Consider the following 17130-nt stretch of genomic DNA (forward strand, 5'->3'; position numbering starts at 1 on the left):
TTTTTATATCTATTCAAAAAGTCTATCTGCTAAATTTCTGTTTTACCCCCAACTTAAGGCGATAAGCCAGCCAGTACATGGCCGGTACCACTACCAAAGTAAGGAAGGTGGCAAACACGAGACCGTAGATCACCGTCCAGGCCATGGTTCCCCAGAATTTGGCGTTATCTCCACCGACAAAATACTGAGGATCGAGGTCCGTGATGAAGGTGAAGAAGTTAAAGTTAAACCCGATCGCCAAAGGAATCAATCCCAAAACGGTTGTAATCGCAGTGAGCAATACCGGTCGAAGTCGGGTGGCACCTCCTTCCACAATGGCATGTTTAACGTCTTCAAGGCTCAAATCCATGGAATCTTCAAGGCCGAGCTCCTGGGCCTTTCGTTTGATCACCAGGTTGATGTAATCAATTAAAACGATGGCGTTGTTTACCACGATTCCCGCAAGAGAGATGATCCCTACACCGGTCATGACGATTCCGATATTCATTCCTGTGGTAATGTACCCGAGGAATACACCAATGGTACTAAACAACACAGACATCATGATGATAAAGGGCGAAATAATGGAGTTAAACTGTGCCACGATAATGAGGAAGATCCCAAAAACCGCCAACATCAGGGCTCCGCTCAGGAAGCTCATCTCTTCTGCCATTTCCTCCTGCTCACCGGTAAATTTATAACTAAACCCAGCTGGCATCGGATATTCTTCCATATAACTCCTGAGTTCCGCGACCACCTCGTTAGGGTTGGCATCAGCCAATACATTGGAATACACCGTAATCAATCGATCCTGTTCTTTACGGTTGATGGAATTATAAGAGGACGAATAACTCACACTGGCTACGGCAGAGATCGGTACCTGGCTGATCCGGCCGTTAGACGGGCTCCGGAAAGTAATTTTTTGATTGAGTATCTGATCGATGTTGTTTCTGTATTTCTCTGAAACCCTCAACTGGATCGGATAATCATCTTCTCCCAATTTGAATTTGGAGATTTCCTTCCCAAAAACAGCCGTTCTGATCACATTGGCAATGGCATAGGTGGAAGCCCCGTAACGAGATGCTGCTTCCCTGTCTATATTGACGATAAGTTCAGGCTTTCCTATTTTTACATCAGCCTTGAGCTTTTCCACCCCGGGCACGTTTTTGCTGTTTAGGTAAGCAATCACATCCCCGGACAAAGTCGCCAAACCATCGATATCATTACCCTGCAATTCGATATTGATCGGCTTACCCGTTGGAGGTCCGTTCTGGTTTTGATCCACGATGATCTGAACGCCCGGATACCCCTTCACCGCCTCACGAATCTTATCCATTACTTCGACCGTAGAAATCCCCTTCCTTTCCTGGTCGGGAACAAAAGCAACGGTAAGCCTTGCTTTGTTTGGTGTTGCAGAAAACGTTGGCACATCGTTCGGGTCCGAGGTATTCTCTCCGATTTGGGCCAACATCGCCTCCACAATAGAATAATAAGGTCCGATCACCCCTTCAATTTTATCTTCGATTTCACGCATCAACTGATCCGTAGCTTCTATATCCATTCCTTCCGGCAATTCCACAAATGCATTGACATATAGCGGATCCGTCTTTGGAAAAAGTTCTACTTTTGGTGGAAATACCCCAAGCAACACAAAAGAGAAGATCATCAGTAAAAAAGTTCCCACAAACGTCAGGGTCGGATTGATCCCCTTCAACGCAAACCGGATGAACCAGTCATAGACATTTTCAAGCAACGGCAGCAATTTATCCTGGAAGTAAAAGGCCGCACTCCTGAGAAAGAAAATATTAGACAAGGTTACCAGGATGACAATCCCGAGAATATTTCTTAACCACATTACCCCCCCAAAATGGGCTAAAATAGCGATGACAAACATAACTGCCACACCAATGAGATTGTTTTTACGTTTTCTTTTTTTGACTTCAGGCGTTTGTTTTTCATCAATTTTCATAAACCTGGAAGTAAACACAGGATTCACAACAAGCGCCACGAAAAGAGAGGAAGTCAACACTACAATGAGGGTGACGGGCATATATCCCATAAACTCTCCCATCAGCCCAGGCCAGAAGGCCAACGGCACGAATGCAGCCAAAGTGGTGGCTGTTGACGCGATAATAGGCACCGCAACTTCGCTGGTTCCGTATTTCGCCGCGTCGATCCGCGAATAGCCGTTTTGCATATATCGATATATATTTTCAACGACCACAATCGCATTATCCACCAACATACCCAGTGCGAGGATGAGGGAGAACAGCACAATCATATTCATGGTATAACCGATAGCACTCAAAACCATGATCCCCAGCAACATAGACAAAGGAATGGCCATTCCCACAAACATGGCATTACGCAATCCCAGGAAGAACAACAATATCAATACCACCAGTATCACCCCGGAAATGATCCCGTTCTCAAGGTTGGAAACCGTATTGCGGATCTGAACCGACTGATCGTTGAAAAACTGTACTTTGAGGTCTGCTGGCAAGTCGGTTTTCATGGCCGCCATAACCGTAGATTTGATCTTGTCGGAAGCATCCAGCAGGTTTTCTCCCTTTTCCTTAATCACGTCCAGGGAAACGACCGGCAATTTATCCGACCTGGCAATACTTTTTTGATCTTCATAACCGAATTTCACCTGAGCAATATCTTTCAGGTAAACGGGCAGCTGATTCTCACTTTTGATGATAATATTTTCGAGTTCTTCAGCAGATTTCACTTCTCCCACCACCCGGATAGAGCGACGGAAATCATTGACCACCAGCTCACCGCCCGACATATTCAAGTTCTCCGACTTAATAGCATTTTCAATATCTCCAAAAGACACCTCCAGGGATTCCATCTTGGGAATATCCACTTCGATTGACATCTCTCTATCCTGTATCCCTTTTATGTCAACGCTGGCAATTTCTTTAATGTCTTCGATTTCATCTTCCAGGAATTCGGCATACCCTCTCAGTTCATCGCTCGTAAAATCCCCTGAAAGGTTAACGGTCATGATGGGCAATTCCGAAAGATCCACATCGATGACCTCCGGCTCCTTGGTCAAATCAGTAGGAAGATTTTGCTTGGATTTATCCACCGCATCCTTAACCTTACGGATAGCTTCATCAATATTCGTTTCGGTGGAAAATTCCACAACGATCAGCGAAAAATCCTGAACCGAAGAAGAGGTCAAATCCGTTATTTCTGAAATTTGAGACAATTCTTTTTCAATGGGTCGTGTCACCAGGTTCTCGATATCGGCTGCCGAATTTCCGAAATAAACCGTATTCACGAAAATGGTAGGAAAGGAAATTTCGGGAAAAGACTCTTTGGGCGTGGTCGTGTAGGCCCGCAGCCCAAAGATCACAATCATACCCGTAATAAGGAAGACGCTGGTAGCATTATCCACTGCCAGTGTGGTCAGTCCAAACTGGCGCAGGCCTTCTTTTATTTTATCAGTTATTTTATTCATTTTGAATATTTTATAAAGTATTCAACCGCCTGTTGAGGCAAGCCTGACCTATTCAATTAAAAAAATCGGATCCTTTAGATCGCTTCAATGGCCGCCCCATTCAACAATCCCCGGGCACCTTCAACAATGATGATTTCATTGCCTTCAAGACCTTCCTTGATCAGAATATTTCCGTCGTAGCTCTCCCCTGTTTTTACATAAACTTTTTTCGCTTTGTTGTTTTCTGCGATCAGGATATAATCTTTCCCGCCAATTTCCTGTTGGACGAGTTCGATGGGAACGGTTATAGCTTTGTCAACGGTAAGGTCATTGATTTTTGCCAGAGCGAGCAGGTTGGGTTTCATCATCGTAGCATTCCCCCCATTCAGGGCCAATTCAATCGGCAACGTCCTGTTTCCTGAGTTGATCACATTACCAATAAGGTTTACCGGTAAGGTCAGATCCTTATCCAGAGCAGGAAAATGCACCTCAATACGTTCTCCTTTCTTGACTGACGTCAGGTATTTTTCAGGGAGATCGACCACCACTTTCAGGTTAGACATATTGATCATCATAATGATCGGCATCCCCGGAGAAGCGAGTTCTCCGCTCTGGAGTACCACGCGTTGAACTTCTCCTGAAACCGGGGCATAAACATTGGTCTTTTTCAGCTGCAGGTTGAGCAATTCGAGGTTTTTATTCAGGCGGTCCACATTGTTTTTGGCTTGAAGGAACTGAATTTCAGACCCTATCTGCTGATCCCATAAACGCTTTTGACGTTCGTAAACCGTTTGTGCCAGTTCAATACCCGTTTCCAGTTCAGCGATCTGTTTTTTGGTCGCCTCCGGATCAATAGTAGCAATTAGCTGCCCCTTTCTCACCGCCTGGCCTTCCTTTACGTTAAGCGACAAAATACGTCCTGGCACTTCAGCGGAAACGTCAACATAATCATCAGCCGTAACGGTTCCCTGTACTTCTACATAGTGATAAAAATCTTTTCTTTCCAATGGAGCCGTTTTAACCAACGCCTTTTCTTCCTGCCTGGAAGATGGGTCTTGTTGGAAAATAGCCTGGTCCAGTGAGTCGATAAACGAAGCCAGTGCTTTCGCTTCCGCACGTTTGGTTTTCAAAAGCGCTTTTTTTGCCGCGATATCTTCAGGAATCACATTTCCTTCCTGTTCCTGGCTACAGGAAACCAGTAAAAATGCCACCAAAAGTGTGCTGATCAAATATTTCATTTGTTTAAAAATTATGGTCATTTCTTCTATAAATTAATTTATGGACAATTTTTTATTCAAGGTATTAAGGATTCAAGATCCTTTGGGTAGCTCCTTTCAATATCAAATCCTTGTTTCATTCAATCATTGTAGCATCAAACCATTGCTGCATTACTCCTAATCCTGGCCGTAAGCGATCTCCAAATCAATTTTTGCAATGATAAAATCGTATAACGACTGGATGTAATTTTGCTGACTCTGGAAAAGGCTTTGCTCTGCCTGGATAATCTCAATACTCGACCCCATCCCTTCTTTGTATTTGATCTGTGAAACTTCAAAGATCCTTTCGGCCAAATCGACATTCCGCTGACGGGATTCAATTTTTTCAAGCGCATTTTTATAATTCCTATGGGCCATTTTTACTTGTAAGTCAATTCCTTTTTTCAGCAATTGCTGCGAATGGCCGATATTTTCAAGATTGATCTGAGCCTGGGCCTTCATGGCTTTTTTATAAAATCCGTCAAAAATCGGTATTTTCAGTTGTAATCCTGCAATGGAAGCCGGAGTCGAACTCGGATTATCAAACAAATTATCCCCCTGAACCTGTTGCTGGTAATTAATAAAACCGTTGAGCGTAGGCCAGTATCCTTTTTTGTATCGGTCAATATTGAGTTTTTGCAGTTCTTTGGTCTCCTCGAGCAGGACATAGTCGGTTCGTTGCATGTAATCAACCTCTGCATCATCATTAAAATCAACCAGCGGAGAAGACAGCGCCTCAACGGATTCCAATAACTGAAGTTCCTGTTCCAGCGGATACCCCATTTGGATTTTAAGGGCATCGATTGCCGTTTTATACGCTTTTTCAAGATCGTCCAGCGTCACCTTCATATTATCAAGGGATAAATAAAGCTTGTCAACATCAAGTTTTTCGACAAACCCTGCTTTAAACATTTCGTTGGTTTCCCGGTACATCTTATCCAGCACATTGATATTTTCCTGGATGGTTATAATATTTTCCGAAATCAGCAAGGGCGGGAGGTAGGCTTTTTTGACCGCATCGCGCAAGTGGGCCTTATCATTCTGATAATCAATCCTTGCATATTCAGTCAACACCTGGGAGGCCTTGAGGGCTGTAAGGTACTGACCGTCGAACAATAAAGTACTCAGGGTAGCAGAAGCCGTCAGATTATTTTTGGTCCCAAAGCTCACCTCTCCAAACTCTCCTTCTGGAGCCGTGGGGTCGAAAAACTGCTTGGGAATAAGTGTCGTGGGTAATTTTAAAAAGTGGTTGTAATCCACTCCTATATTTACCTGTGGCAATCCGATGGCACGGGTTTCTACCTTTTGTTCTTCGGCTGTCCTGATCTTGTTTTCAGCTAATTTCATGTTGAGGTGGTGCTCGTAGCTGTAATTTATGGCATCATTCATGCTGAATGTCTGCACCTCCTGTCCCATGGTTGCAGACAGCAGCCCCATCCACAAACACGTCACAAAAATACTTCTTATCATAGTCTTAATATTTTTTCCTAATCAATTTTTATTAATGGGTCTTACGATCCTTTCTCTTTTCAAAAAATGCCAACCCTTTGGAAGAAGCAATCCCATAAATGTGATATTCAATATGCTCTTTAAACAACACATCACAATCATAGACACCTGCCGGAAACAGTTCATCATCCACCACGACCATTGCCTTTCCTACATAAAATTTGGTAATAATATCAGGATTCAGGCCTTGGCGATAATATCCCTGCTCCACCCCCCATTTGATGTTTTCCAAAATGGTTTTATAAATATGAGCCTTGTATTTTTCGTCAAAACCTCGCCAGGTAACCTGATAATATTTCTGCAAATCATAAATGATCATGGGAGGCATTTCCCTCAATGTTGCCACGACAAAATCTGAGATGCTCAAAATTTCTTCGATGGCATTTTCAGCCCGGGCCCTTAGCTCCGCCATGACCGCTATTTCTTCTTCAAGTTTTTCATTCAAAATAAGGCTAATGAGTTCCGCCTTATTTTCCAAATGGAGATACAGGGTCTTTTTGGATATCCCCATCTTCCCGGCAATATCATCCATGCTCACACTTTTGATCCCAAAGCGCATAAACATGGCCTTGGCCTCATCAACTATCTGCTGTTTTAAATCAATTTCCTGGAACTTCAAATCTCTCTATCTTTTTTCGGGACGCAAATGTATTATATTTTGCTTTAGGAAACTACTAACAAGTAAAAAGTTTCCAAAGTTTTCGACAAGTCTTCCTTTTTCACTATCTATGCGTAATAATTTTTCGACAAATGAAAGGAATCATTCTGGCAGGTGGACTTGGCACCCGACTTTTCCCTCTTACCCTCGCCGTAAGCAAGCAACTCATGCCTGTGTATGACAAGCCGATGATCTATTACCCGGTTTCCTCTTTGCTTTCTGCAGGAATAAGGGATATTCTCATCATTTCTACCCCTCATGACCTCCCTGGTTTTGAAAAACTGCTGGGGGACGGTAGCCAAATTGGATGTAATTTTTCCTACATTCCGCAATACGAACCGAACGGACTGGCCCAGGCTTTCGTGTTGGGAGAACATTTTATCGGTACTGATCCTGCAGCCCTCATTCTGGGGGACAATATTTTTTATGGCGCAGGGATAGAACAACAGCTCCAGGAAAGTTTCAATCCCGCAGGAGGGGTCATATTTGCCTATTGGGTCTCTGACCCGGAACGATACGGGGTGGTGGAATTTGACAAAAGTTTCAAAGCCCTCTCTATTGAAGAGAAACCTAACACTCCTAAATCAAACTATGCTGTTCCGGGCCTTTATTTTTACAATAACGATGTAGTGGAAATTGCCAAAAACCTGAAGCCCAGTGCTCGTGGAGAATACGAAATAACCGATGTAAATAAATTTTATCTGGAAAAGGGAAACCTGGAAGTCAAGGTATTGGGCCGGGGGGTTGCCTGGCTGGATACCGGCACCCATAAATCGCTTATGCAGGCCGGGCAATTCATCGAAGTGATAGAAGACAGGCAAGGCCTGAAAATCGGCTGCATCGAAGAAGTCGCCCATCAAATGGGGTTCATTGATGATGCTCAACTCGAAAAACTCGGATACAAATACCTCAAGAGCGGGTACGGTGAATATTTACTCAATCTTCTGAAAAAAAGATAAAGTAGGTTGTGTTCGTGACTGGATGAACCAGTATCGGGAGTATGCTTGCTATTGATTCGTTAAAAAAATCAATTGCCTCAAATCTTTACGAGAGGATTGAAAAAAAATACACCATGAAAAAATTATTCCGCCTGTTATTGAGATTGTTCCTATTGGCAATGGTCATTATTGCAGGGATCATCATCGTAAAAACTTCAGGAGTTTCCTCCCGCCAGGCCATCATCGAACCGATAGCGCCTGTCAGCATAAAGGAAGGAGCGGAAAACAGACTTTCCGGAGCCATTCAGATTCCGACCATTTCTGACCCAAAAGATTTTGACGAGAGCACTTTTCTCGATCTGGATACCTTTATTCAAAAAAAATACCCCCTGGTAACTTCCATACTGGAACGTATCGAAGTTACTCCGTTGAGCATCGTACTTAAGTGGGCGGGGAAACACGCTGATCTTCAGCCCGTACTCCTGATGGGGCATACGGACGTAGTGCCCGTGGAAGGAGATAATAACCAATGGCAGGAAGATCCTTTCAGCGGAGTAATTAAAGACGGTTTTATCTGGGGCCGCGGCACCCTGGATGATAAACTAACCGTTTTTAGCATCCTGGAATCTATTGAACAACTTCTTGCTGAAGGTTATAGCCCCAACCGTAACATTTACCTGGCCTTTGGTCATGATGAAGAAACAGGCGGAAAGCAAGGGGCCCAACAAATAGCGGACTGGTTCAAAAAAGAAAAGATTCAGTTTGAATATATTCTCGACGAAGGGTTGCTCATCCTTGAAGATGCTGTGACCGGACTCAAGCAACCGGCAGCAATGATCGGTATTGCTGAAAAGGGGTATGTAACGCTTGACCTCACCGCAAGGCTCAAAAACGGAGGCCATTCCTCTATGCCGCCTGCCGAAACGGCCATTGGAGTACTCAGCATGGCAATAGTCAATTTGCAGGAGAATCCTTTCCCGGCAACAATTGACGGCGCAACAGGCATTTTTTTTGACCATATCGCCCCGGAAATGAGCTGGCCTTTTAAAGCGCTGATCTCAAACAGGTGGCTTACCGAAAGCCTCCTGATCCATCAGCTGAGTAAGGAACCTGCCTCTAATGCTATCGTCCGGACCACCACCGCTCCGACGATCATCTCAGGTGGGATAAAAGACAACGTATTGCCTTCCGAAGCATCGGCTAAAGTGAATTTCCGAATTCGACCCGGTGAAACCCAGGCAACCGTGGCCGATCATGTTCGTGAAATTATCGCCGACCCGAGAATTGAAGTCAGCATCGATATGGGAAATGAACCATCAGCTATTTCGGGAACGGAAAGTTTTGGGTTCCAGGTCATTCAAAAATCCATCCAGGAGGTTTTCCCCGGCGTAATCGTCGCCCCTTCTTTGGTTATCGGCGGAACGGACAGCCGTCATTACCAGGACCTTTCAGATAACATATACCGCTTTATGCCGGTAATGATTCACAAAGAAGACCTCACCAGGATTCATGGAAAAAACGAACGGGTATCCGTTGAAAATTATCACCAGTCCATTCGCTTTTTCCGGCAATTGATTTTAAATAGCGGTAAATGAGGAGGAGACAGTTTTGAGTCTGGAGAGAACGGCCCACGGTGGACGGTGGACGATGATGTAATTACAAGTTCGTTGAACACAATAACGTTAAATCCATTTTCAATCTTAAACAAATAAACCAATAGCAACGGAAGACAGGTTTATTATAGTACAGTTCCTGAAACAACTTGGAACTCTTGGAACCATTTGAACTCCTGAAACCTTTGAAACCACTGGAACTCTTGGAACCCTTGGATCAAATCGGCGCATCCGGCTCTTTGGCCATTTCATTGTATATGAGCCGATCGGTAATGGCCGGAAATCTGTTGTACATCCAAACAGCAAGTTTACCTTTCGTGGTAAGGATAATGTCACGTTCCTGATTGAGGATCGCTCGTAAAATGATCCCGGCGACTTCTTCCGGCGTCATCATTTTCTCTTCATCCCTTGGAGTATGATTTTGAGGATTGCCTTTCTTGTTCAAGGCCTGGGTCCTGATATTGGAAGAGGTAAATCCGGGGTGAACGACAAGTACCCTCAGCCCTTTTTTCATATTTTCGATCCTCAGTGTATTCAGAAATCCGTCCAGTGCATGTTTTGATGCGGCATAGGCCGTCCGTCCTGGCAACGGGGTTAAGCCGGTAATGGAAGATATACCAATGACCAGTCCCTTTTGCTCCAGCAAATAAGGCAATGCAAATTTGGTGCAATAAACGGCTCCGTAAAAATTGGTTTCCATCACTTCTTTAAAGACTGACAATTTTACTTCCGCGAATGATGCACGCATGGAAATGCCTGCATTATTGATAAGGATGTCTATTTTTCCATACAGCTCTATGGTCTTTTGAATCAAAAGTTCACAATCGGATTCCACCCTGACATCCGTAGGGATAATTACCGCTTCTCCGCCGTTTTGGATTATTGTTTCTCTAACTTCCCTAAGAGGGGCTTCACTTCTTGCGGCCAGCACAATTTTAGCCCCTTTTTTTGAAAATTCCAAAGCACAGGCTTTCCCGATTCCCGAAGAAGCTCCCGTAATGATTACAACCTTTTGTTCAAAATCTTTGGTTTCCATAACAAATCCAGTTTATTTGAGTTTTTTGACATAACACCGGGCTCTTTTATGCTGCCGGCTATCCAGCTTACTCCACAATTGTGTTACGTTGTGATTATTTTCAAGTTCTCGAGTGGTTTCTAAAAATTTTATCTTGTTATCTAAGAATGATTGTCCGATTTTTTCAAATATCAGGGCATGTATTCCTTTACTTCTGTATGCTGGTATTATGCCCAGTAAAAGTAAATCAATGGTATCGTTTTTTTTCAATGCGCGCCACACCCGGAAATACCCGAAAGGAAACAAGCTGCCTGCTGACTTTTTCAAAGCCCTGGAAAGAGAAGGCATCGCTATGCCGAACCCGATCAGTTCATCATTACTATTTAAAACAACTGAAATGTAATCCGGATTAATAACGCTGAAAAAATCTTTTTTCAACTGCTCTATTTGCCTCTCCGTCAACCTGTTGAAACCATATAAATCATCATAACAGGTATTGATCACATGGAAAAGTTCATCTGCATATTTCCATAGGTCTTTTCGTGAGTTGAATGTTGCATTCCGGACCTCATACCTTTTTCTGACCAGGGCGGCCGTTTGGGTTATTCTTTCTGGGACTTTATCCGGCATTTTTACCTCAAATTCTATCCAATCCGTCTCCTTCTCATAACCATTGGCTTGTATCATCCCATCATAATAAGGGTAATTGTAATGACCAAAAGAGGTAGGAACTTCCTCAAAACCTTCAACCAAAACCCCTGATGCATCAAAAGAAATAAATCCCATCGGACCTTGTGCCTTTTCCATTCCTTTTTCCCTTGCCCATTGTTCAAAGGTCTCAAAAAGGAGTGCCAATACGGCTTCATCCTCGGCAAAATCCAACCACCCAAAACGGGCGATCTTCTCCTGTTCTTTTTGATTGTATTTTGTATTGATGATCCCTGCGATGCGCCCTACTATTTCTCCGTTTCGCAAGGCCAGCCAATAAGCGGCCTCACAGTATTCAAAGGCGGGATTCTTTTCAGATAGTGTTTTTAACTCGCCTCGGTTCAATGGAGGGACATAATATTGATTCTTTTTATAAAGCCGGTTTGGAAATGAGATAAATTCTTTCAACGCTGTGCTGTCTTCAACCCTTTTTACTTTTATATCCATAAAAAATATTATTTTTAGGCAGTACAAACATTACTGCAAATATAGGTTTTTATTCATTTTGATGCACCGGTTCTTTTGGCCTTCATTTTTGCTCGTCAAAAAAAAACACTCAAATGCAACGCTTCATTTACCTTTTATTCATCGGATCCTTCCTAATTTCCTGTACCATGAAAAATAAAAAACCAGCTATTGAACAGTGGAAAGCTGAAATTGTAAAAACGGAAGAGGCCTTTGCCCAAATGGCTGCTGAACGAGGCATCCCAGAGGCTTTTTTACACTTTGCCGCTGAAGACGCAGTACTCCAACGGAACAATAAATTGATTGAAGGAAAATCGGCTATTAGCGAATATTTCGCACAACAAACCTTAAAAGAGGTAAAACTCAGCTGGCATCCCGATTTCGCAGACGTTGCCGCCTCCGGAGAGTTGGGATACACCTATGGAAAATACACTTTTTCGGCGGTAGATACCAGCGGTGCAGCAATCAACGCCGATGGAATTTTCCATACTGTCTGGAAAAAACAGCCTGATGGTGAATGGAAATTCGTGTGGGATTAAGCGTGGAAAAGACTAAAGATTAAAGGTTAAAGGTTAAAGGCGAAAGGCTAAAGAGGGACTCTATCCGTAGAGTTCATAGATCACCTGCCCGGCTTCACAACCTATTTCGGATTTTAAAACATCCGCGGCTTCATCCACCATATTGGCCCAGCCGCATAGATAGAATTTTTTGTTTTTAAAATTGCCTTTATAATGCTTGCGATAAATTTCGTGAACATACCCTTGTCTGACTTCAAAAGATACGCCTGGCAGGTTTTCCTCCTGTGAAAGGGCTACGGAATATTTAAAATGGAGGTACTCTTTTTCGAGCTGCTCAAACTCATGCCGGTAAAGTATCCCGGAGGCATATCGGGTTCCAAAAATCAAATGAATGTTTTTATGCGGTTTTTTATGCTCCAAAAGATCAAAAATCATACTTCTGAAAGGGGCCACACCGGTCCCTGTACAAATAAATACCAGGTCTGTATTGACTTCTTCAGGTAAAGTAAATACTCCCCCCGGGCCATTGAATTCTATTAAGGTACCTTCCTTGGCCACATTAAAAAGATACTCGGTTCCCGCTCCTCCCATATGTGTAATCGTAAATTCAAGTACATTATCCTCGCCTGGACGATTCGCAATAGAATAGGACCTCAGGCGTTTTCTCCTGCTCTCGTGGATGGGCAGATCCATGGTAATGAATTGTCCTGCCTTGAATTCAAAAGGCTCGTCCCCTATCACTTTCAAAAAGATTTGCCGGGTGTTGGGCGTCTGCTGAACGACCTTTATTATTTTTCCTGTGTGCATATTTTTTTTTGATTGTAAGGCATAACCTGATTTCCGTGCATAAAAATTGAGCCCCTGAAATATGTAACGAATTTTACTTTACCATCGCCTCATAGTTAATAACAGTTGCAAAGCCTTTTGTGTTGAACCATTGTTGAGTTTCCTTTAAATCCATTGGGCTTGTAGCCAGCACAAAATCTCCGCCCCAGGCTCCGAGGGACTTCACCGCCCCCGGAAATGTTTTAAAATGAAGGTCACCAGCTGTCGGCAAATCCAGCTCCCTGCTTATAAGATTTTCATGCCGCCTGATGTAGTCTTCAAATTCAAACAATGTTTTTGCCTTCAAAAATGCTTCCGTCAAATGACTGACTTCATCGATCACTCCTGCCCGGGCTTTTCCGGCCAATCTGTATTTTTGGATGCCTTTGCGGCTGCTTTGTTTTTTACCCAGGTACACAAAACAGAGCTGATCTTTAAAATCCGGATCAAAGGCACAGGAGGTTACAACGGGATGCCTTTCCTTCAACTGATACAACAACGGACCCTCCGACAGGGCACAGGCAATGTCATAACCCGACCCGCCAAAACTGTTCCAAAGCAATGCATAAGCATCAACTTCCATCCAGGAGGCGACAGCTGCGATTAAGGTAGAACTGGATCCCAGGCCCCATTCACGAGGAAAATCGAGGAACGTTTTCACTTCCAGTCCATTGCCTAAATGATCCGCCGTTCCTTTTAACATAAGTGCTTCTTGAAGAATGCGCCCCAGGCGTTCGGCAATTTCCTGATCAGTAGATCTGACGATTTGGAGATCAGGCAGTAAAAGAACAGCCTCAAACCATAAAGCCCCCTGATGATCCATACTTTGCCAATGCAGGGTCTGGCTCTCTTCGACAGGCGACACCTCCAGTAGCTGTCCTTTTTTTGTAGGAACAGCGAGTGCAAGAGCCCCATCCAGCACGAAATACTCCCCTGAGAGCAACAGCTTGCCGTTGGTATGTATTTTAAAAGGAAGGGCACCTGGCATATTATCGTTTAATTTCAAATTCTTCGAGGAAATTCCTTACACTGGCAACGGACACCGGATTTTGCTCAAAAAAAGCAAGGGCCGCAATAGTAGCCTCCGGGGAAGCACTTAAATGATTGAGGATATTGGCCAAATGCATTTTCATGTGTCCTCGTTGAATCCCCGTGGTGATCAACGACCTCAAAGCAGCGAAATTCTGGGCGAGGCCCGCCACGGCTATAATACCCATCAGTTCTTCGGCCCCCGGGTTGCCCAGCAATTCCAGAGATCTTTTCGCGAGGGGATGCAGCCTTGTCAATCCTCCAACAGTGCCCAGGGCCAGGGGCAGGTCTATCCAAAATTTAAACTTTCCTTCTTCTATGGTACAATAACTAAGACTTTTGTATTGTCCCTCCCGTGATGCATAGGTGTGCCCGCAGGCTTCCACGGCCCTGAAATCATTCCCCGTGGCAATGACTACAGCATCCACTCCATTATAAATTCCTTTGTTATGAGTAGTAGCGCGGTAAGGATCTATATGGGCAATGCGTACTGCCTTTTTGAATTTTTCTGAAAATTCGGGACCGTTCATTTCTTCGCAGGCACCGGCCATAACTTCCGTGGAACATTCCACGGATGCACGTACAACACATTCCGGCGTATAGTTCGATAAAATCGCCATGATAATCTCCACGGAACGCTCCTCCCCGACAAATCCCGGATGCCCGGAAACAAAAACCTTCAAAGACTGCCCAAATTGTTCCAGGATGGAGTTGATGAAATTCGCTCCCATGGAGTCACAGGTTTCAAAAGTGACAAACAACTGGTAATATCCTGGTTCTAAAGCCGTCAGATCCTTGAGGCTAATATCCACAACGCCTCCACCCCGCTGTTCCATGTTCCTGGTCAAATAGGCCGCATCGACCAAAAGCACCTCCCTTATGACATCAAAATGGCTGAATAATTTTTCTGCAGGGCCCTTCCAGCTGAAATGAACCTGGCCCAGTTTTTTAGTGGAGATGACTTCTGTTTTAAATCCTCCCCGATCCAGCCAAAATTTGGCCGCACTGGCCGCTGCCGCTACCACGGAGCTTTCTTCAATGACCATAGGCAGGGCATATACCTTTCCGTTGATAAGGAAATTTGGTGCCACACCAAATGGCAGGAAAAAATTGCTCAGGGTATTCTCACTGAAATGGTCAAAAATATGTTGCAGGTTATGGTCTTCCAACCAGAATTGGCACAATTCTTTTTTAGCACTGTGCCCTGAATCTTCAGCGGAATCAAAATAAGTGTTAACCACCCAGTCCACTTTCTCCTCTTTCGACAATTTTGAAAATCCCTGTATTATTTTTTCTTGCATGTGTAGCTTAATTCGAATCCCCGAAATTTGCCGGGATTTTTTTTACCGACCTGATCTATTTCAGCACTATCAGCAACTGGCCCTTTTCGACGGCCATGCCTTCTTTTGCTTCTATGGTTTTGACTACCCCCTCTCCCGGAGATTTGATCACATTTTCCATTTTCATGGCTTCCAGTATCAGCAACTGGTCCCCTTTATGGATCTCCTGTCCCGGCTCTGCCATCACCTTGAGAATGAGTCCCGGCATGGGGGCCACGATATCTTTCACTACTACATGGGTATCCACCGAAAGGCCTAGTTGTTGCACGAGTTGTTCGTACTCATCTGATATTTTTAGTGAAAAAGTATCTCCATTGACCTTGATCACAAAGGTTTTTTCAATATTATTGACTTCTAGGATCTCGGCGAGGAAGGATTTATTATTATGCAGGATATGATACAATCCGTTTTCTGCCTTGACGATATCCAGCTCATCAGGGTTCAGGCTGGTAAATTCAAACTGATCCCCATTGACGCTCACCTTCATGTTTTCACTAATCATTTGCATACTGTGTTTTGCCCAATTTCATCATGAAATAGGTTTCAAAAATAGTGTAAATCAGATAAACGCCGAAAAAAGGAATTAAGAAAAATCTCGATTCGGGTTCCGTTATTTTAAAATAGGCATAAACAATGCCTGCTGAAATAAATAATTTGGCAAAAGTAAACCCAAGGATAGCATTGGTAAAAATGTTCTTATTTTCGTTTTGTGCTGCTTTTCGGGAAATAAAGAACATTAGGAGGGTCCAAAGGATAAAAAAAAGAATGCTGGTCCAACCGAGGGAATTAAAAGATTGAAGAGCGGGAATAAAACTCATTCCAAAAATAAACACCACGGAAATCACCATGGTCATCAAAAGCTTTGAAAAAAAGGTCTTTAAGCTCATTCGTCGTCTTGTTTTTTAATAAAATCTTTAAGTACGAGGTAAAGAGCCGCAAAGGTAGAAAATAGTGCGAGTGCAACGGTAAAATAAGGCTTGGAAGTTTGGAAATGAGCATCCAGTTTCTGGCCGGCATAGGCCCCAATGAGGATAATACCTCCCATCTGGATGCCCATTCCCGAGTATTTCATATAACTGTTTACACCAGGTTTGGCATTTTTCTTTTTATTGTCTTTATGCTCCGACGGGTTTTCCTGATTTGCCACTTTCCTGGTTTTTTTGCTGAACCACGGGATTATTGTCCCCACCCATTGAACAAGCGGTTACATTGAAAATTCCTCCGGACTGAACGATGAGTTTTCCGGTAGTTACTTCACCATTGACGACAGCATTCTCCCTGACGTTAAGCAATTCTTTAACGATTAAAACCCCGTCGAATCGACCTTCGATGACGGCATTCTGGCACTTAATCTCCCCCTCAACCGTTCCGGTAGGGCCTATAATAACCTTTGCATCACCGTAAAGCTTGCCTTTGATGGCTCCATCAATACGAATGTCACTGGTAGCTTTGATCGTTCCTTCAATGGAAGTTCCTTTAACGATGCTATTTAGGGCATGCCCTGAAGCAGCAGGATTGATTGAACCGGGTTTTGCCGATTCGTTTTTTTCTTTTGTGCTAAACATTTTTCAATTTTTTAGTTGAAGTTGTCTGAAATTCCGGCTTTTTTAACAAAAATCACAAGGAAACGGAACAATCTTCAATGGTTCCTGATACAAATTTAATTTTTTAAGCACTAGTAACAAATTACCGGGCTAAAAACATTACATCTGACTGAGATTTCGTTTTTGGGTCTCCAGCCCCGAAGGTATGGAAAAGTCTACTGAGGATAGTATGGATTGGAAAAACATACCTCCCGGCGTTTAGTTAACACCGGGAGGTACAAC

The 17130-nt window shown here is 43.6% G+C and carries 16 protein-coding genes; 3 read left to right on the top strand and 13 right to left on the bottom strand.

Translation table 11 applies throughout. The features are described 5' to 3' along the window. Window positions 1-22: 22 nt before the first annotated feature. From H6571_12355 to H6571_12370, 4 genes are all read right to left on the bottom strand, one after another. A complete protein-coding gene (locus H6571_12355) occupies window positions 23-3451 on the bottom strand; it encodes an efflux RND transporter permease subunit (GenBank protein ID MCB9324521.1) in 3429 nt (1142 codons plus the stop codon). A 74-nt stretch (window positions 3452-3525) separates the two neighbouring features. Next, on the bottom strand, window positions 3526-4668 hold the full coding sequence (locus H6571_12360; protein ID MCB9324522.1) for an efflux RND transporter periplasmic adaptor subunit: 1143 nt from the start codon (window positions 4666-4668) through the stop codon (window positions 3526-3528). A gap of 156 nt (window positions 4669-4824) precedes the next feature. Next, window positions 4825-6156: a TolC family protein gene (locus tag H6571_12365; protein MCB9324523.1), complete on the bottom strand. Its 1332-nt coding sequence runs from the start codon at window positions 6154-6156 to the stop codon at window positions 4825-4827. Window positions 6157-6187: 31 nt separating this feature from the next. Continuing rightward, window positions 6188-6814 carry a TetR/AcrR family transcriptional regulator gene (locus H6571_12370; protein MCB9324524.1) on the bottom strand — a complete coding sequence of 209 codons (627 nt, stop codon included), beginning with the start codon at window positions 6812-6814 and terminating at the stop codon, window positions 6188-6190. Between the two features lie 131 nt (window positions 6815-6945). Between H6571_12370 and rfbA the strand changes: the two genes are divergently transcribed. Both rfbA and H6571_12380 read left to right on the top strand, forming a co-directional pair. Continuing rightward, entirely contained in the window at window positions 6946-7812 is an 867-nt protein-coding gene (gene rfbA / locus H6571_12375; GenBank protein ID MCB9324525.1) for a glucose-1-phosphate thymidylyltransferase RfbA, read from the top strand. Between the two features lie 113 nt (window positions 7813-7925). Beyond that, window positions 7926-9386, top strand: a complete 1461-nt coding sequence (locus H6571_12380; protein MCB9324526.1) for a M20/M25/M40 family metallo-hydrolase — start codon at window positions 7926-7928, stop codon at window positions 9384-9386. Window positions 9387-9621: 235 nt separating this feature from the next. Here the strand turns inward: H6571_12380 and H6571_12385 are convergent, their stop codons facing one another. Together H6571_12385 and H6571_12390 are read right to left on the bottom strand one after the other, a co-directional pair. Continuing rightward, the gene (locus tag H6571_12385) at window positions 9622-10440 is read right to left on the bottom strand and encodes an SDR family oxidoreductase (protein MCB9324527.1); all 819 of its coding nucleotides are present in this window, start codon (window positions 10438-10440) and stop codon (window positions 9622-9624) included. 12 nt (window positions 10441-10452) lie between these two features. After that, complete coding sequence (locus tag H6571_12390) at window positions 10453-11574, bottom strand: hypothetical protein (protein MCB9324528.1); 1122 nt, start codon at window positions 11572-11574, stop codon at window positions 10453-10455. A gap of 113 nt (window positions 11575-11687) precedes the next feature. Here H6571_12390 and H6571_12395 point away from each other — a divergent pair, with 113 nt between their 5' ends. Then, window positions 11688-12131 (top strand): nuclear transport factor 2 family protein, encoded by a 444-nt coding sequence (locus H6571_12395; protein MCB9324529.1) that lies wholly within the window; start codon window positions 11688-11690, stop codon window positions 12129-12131. Between the two features lie 60 nt (window positions 12132-12191). On the opposite strand, the gene H6571_12400 is transcribed toward H6571_12395, so the two are convergent. The 7 genes from H6571_12400 to H6571_12430 all read right to left on the bottom strand — a co-directional run bounded on the left by H6571_12400 (window position 12192) and on the right by H6571_12430 (window position 16869). Next, complete coding sequence (locus tag H6571_12400) at window positions 12192-12917, bottom strand: oxidoreductase (GenBank protein ID MCB9324530.1); 726 nt, start codon at window positions 12915-12917, stop codon at window positions 12192-12194. Window positions 12918-12990: 73 nt separating this feature from the next. Continuing rightward, the gene (locus H6571_12405; GenBank protein MCB9324531.1) at window positions 12991-13923 is read right to left on the bottom strand and encodes a GHMP kinase; all 933 of its coding nucleotides are present in this window, start codon (window positions 13921-13923) and stop codon (window positions 12991-12993) included. A 1-nt stretch (window position 13924) separates the two neighbouring features. Next, window positions 13925-15265, bottom strand: a complete 1341-nt coding sequence (locus H6571_12410) for a hydroxymethylglutaryl-CoA reductase, degradative (GenBank protein MCB9324532.1) — start codon at window positions 15263-15265, stop codon at window positions 13925-13927. 55 nt (window positions 15266-15320) lie between these two features. Continuing rightward, complete coding sequence (locus tag H6571_12415; protein MCB9324533.1) at window positions 15321-15806, bottom strand: biotin/lipoyl-binding protein; 486 nt, start codon at window positions 15804-15806, stop codon at window positions 15321-15323. Then, window positions 15799-16191 (bottom strand): hypothetical protein, encoded by a 393-nt coding sequence (locus H6571_12420; GenBank protein MCB9324534.1) that lies wholly within the window; start codon window positions 16189-16191, stop codon window positions 15799-15801. The genes H6571_12415 and H6571_12420 overlap by 8 nt, the downstream gene beginning before the upstream one ends. Further along, a complete protein-coding gene (locus H6571_12425; protein ID MCB9324535.1) occupies window positions 16188-16376 on the bottom strand; it encodes an AtpZ/AtpI family protein in 189 nt (62 codons plus the stop codon). The genes H6571_12420 and H6571_12425 overlap by 4 nt, the downstream gene beginning before the upstream one ends. Before the next feature lie 43 nt (window positions 16377-16419). Further along, window positions 16420-16869, bottom strand: coding sequence for a polymer-forming cytoskeletal protein (locus H6571_12430; GenBank protein ID MCB9324536.1), 450 nt, complete (start codon window positions 16867-16869; stop codon window positions 16420-16422). Between the last annotated feature and the right edge of the window lie 261 nt (window positions 16870-17130).

The sequence above is a fragment of the Lewinellaceae bacterium genome, assembly GCA_020636105.1.
GTDB lineage: Bacteria > Bacteroidota > Bacteroidia > Chitinophagales > Saprospiraceae > BCD1.

Bases quoted from the DNA above. Each gene is read 5' to 3' on its own strand.
- H6571_12415 (MCB9324533.1), bottom strand. From the start codon at position 15,806: ATGATTAGTGAAAACATGAAGGTGAGCGTCAATGGGGATCAGTTTGAA.
- H6571_12405 (MCB9324531.1), bottom strand. From the start codon at position 13,923: ATGCCAGGTGCCCTTCCTTTTAAAATACATACCAACGGCAAGCTGTTG.
- H6571_12400 (MCB9324530.1), bottom strand. From the start codon at position 12,917: ATGCACACAGGAAAAATAATAAAGGTCGTTCAGCAGACGCCCAACACC.
- H6571_12395 (MCB9324529.1), top strand. From the start codon at position 11,688: ATGCAACGCTTCATTTACCTTTTATTCATCGGATCCTTCCTAATTTCC.
- H6571_12380 (MCB9324526.1), top strand. From the start codon at position 7,926: ATGAAAAAATTATTCCGCCTGTTATTGAGATTGTTCCTATTGGCAATG.
- H6571_12430 (MCB9324536.1), bottom strand. From the start codon at position 16,869: ATGTTTAGCACAAAAGAAAAAAACGAATCGGCAAAACCCGGTTCAATC.
- rfbA (MCB9324525.1), top strand. From the start codon at position 6,946: ATGAAAGGAATCATTCTGGCAGGTGGACTTGGCACCCGACTTTTCCCT.
- H6571_12410 (MCB9324532.1), bottom strand. From the start codon at position 15,265: ATGCAAGAAAAAATAATACAGGGATTTTCAAAATTGTCGAAAGAGGAG.
- H6571_12425 (MCB9324535.1), bottom strand. From the start codon at position 16,376: ATGAAATACTCGGGAATGGGCATCCAGATGGGAGGTATTATCCTCATT.
- H6571_12385 (MCB9324527.1), bottom strand. From the start codon at position 10,440: ATGGAAACCAAAGATTTTGAACAAAAGGTTGTAATCATTACGGGAGCT.
- H6571_12355 (MCB9324521.1), bottom strand. From the start codon at position 3,451: ATGAATAAAATAACTGATAAAATAAAAGAAGGCCTGCGCCAGTTTGGA.
- H6571_12390 (MCB9324528.1), bottom strand. From the start codon at position 11,574: ATGGATATAAAAGTAAAAAGGGTTGAAGACAGCACAGCGTTGAAAGAA.
- H6571_12365 (MCB9324523.1), bottom strand. From the start codon at position 6,156: ATGATAAGAAGTATTTTTGTGACGTGTTTGTGGATGGGGCTGCTGTCT.
- H6571_12420 (MCB9324534.1), bottom strand. From the start codon at position 16,191: ATGAGCTTAAAGACCTTTTTTTCAAAGCTTTTGATGACCATGGTGATT.
- H6571_12360 (MCB9324522.1), bottom strand. From the start codon at position 4,668: ATGAAATATTTGATCAGCACACTTTTGGTGGCATTTTTACTGGTTTCC.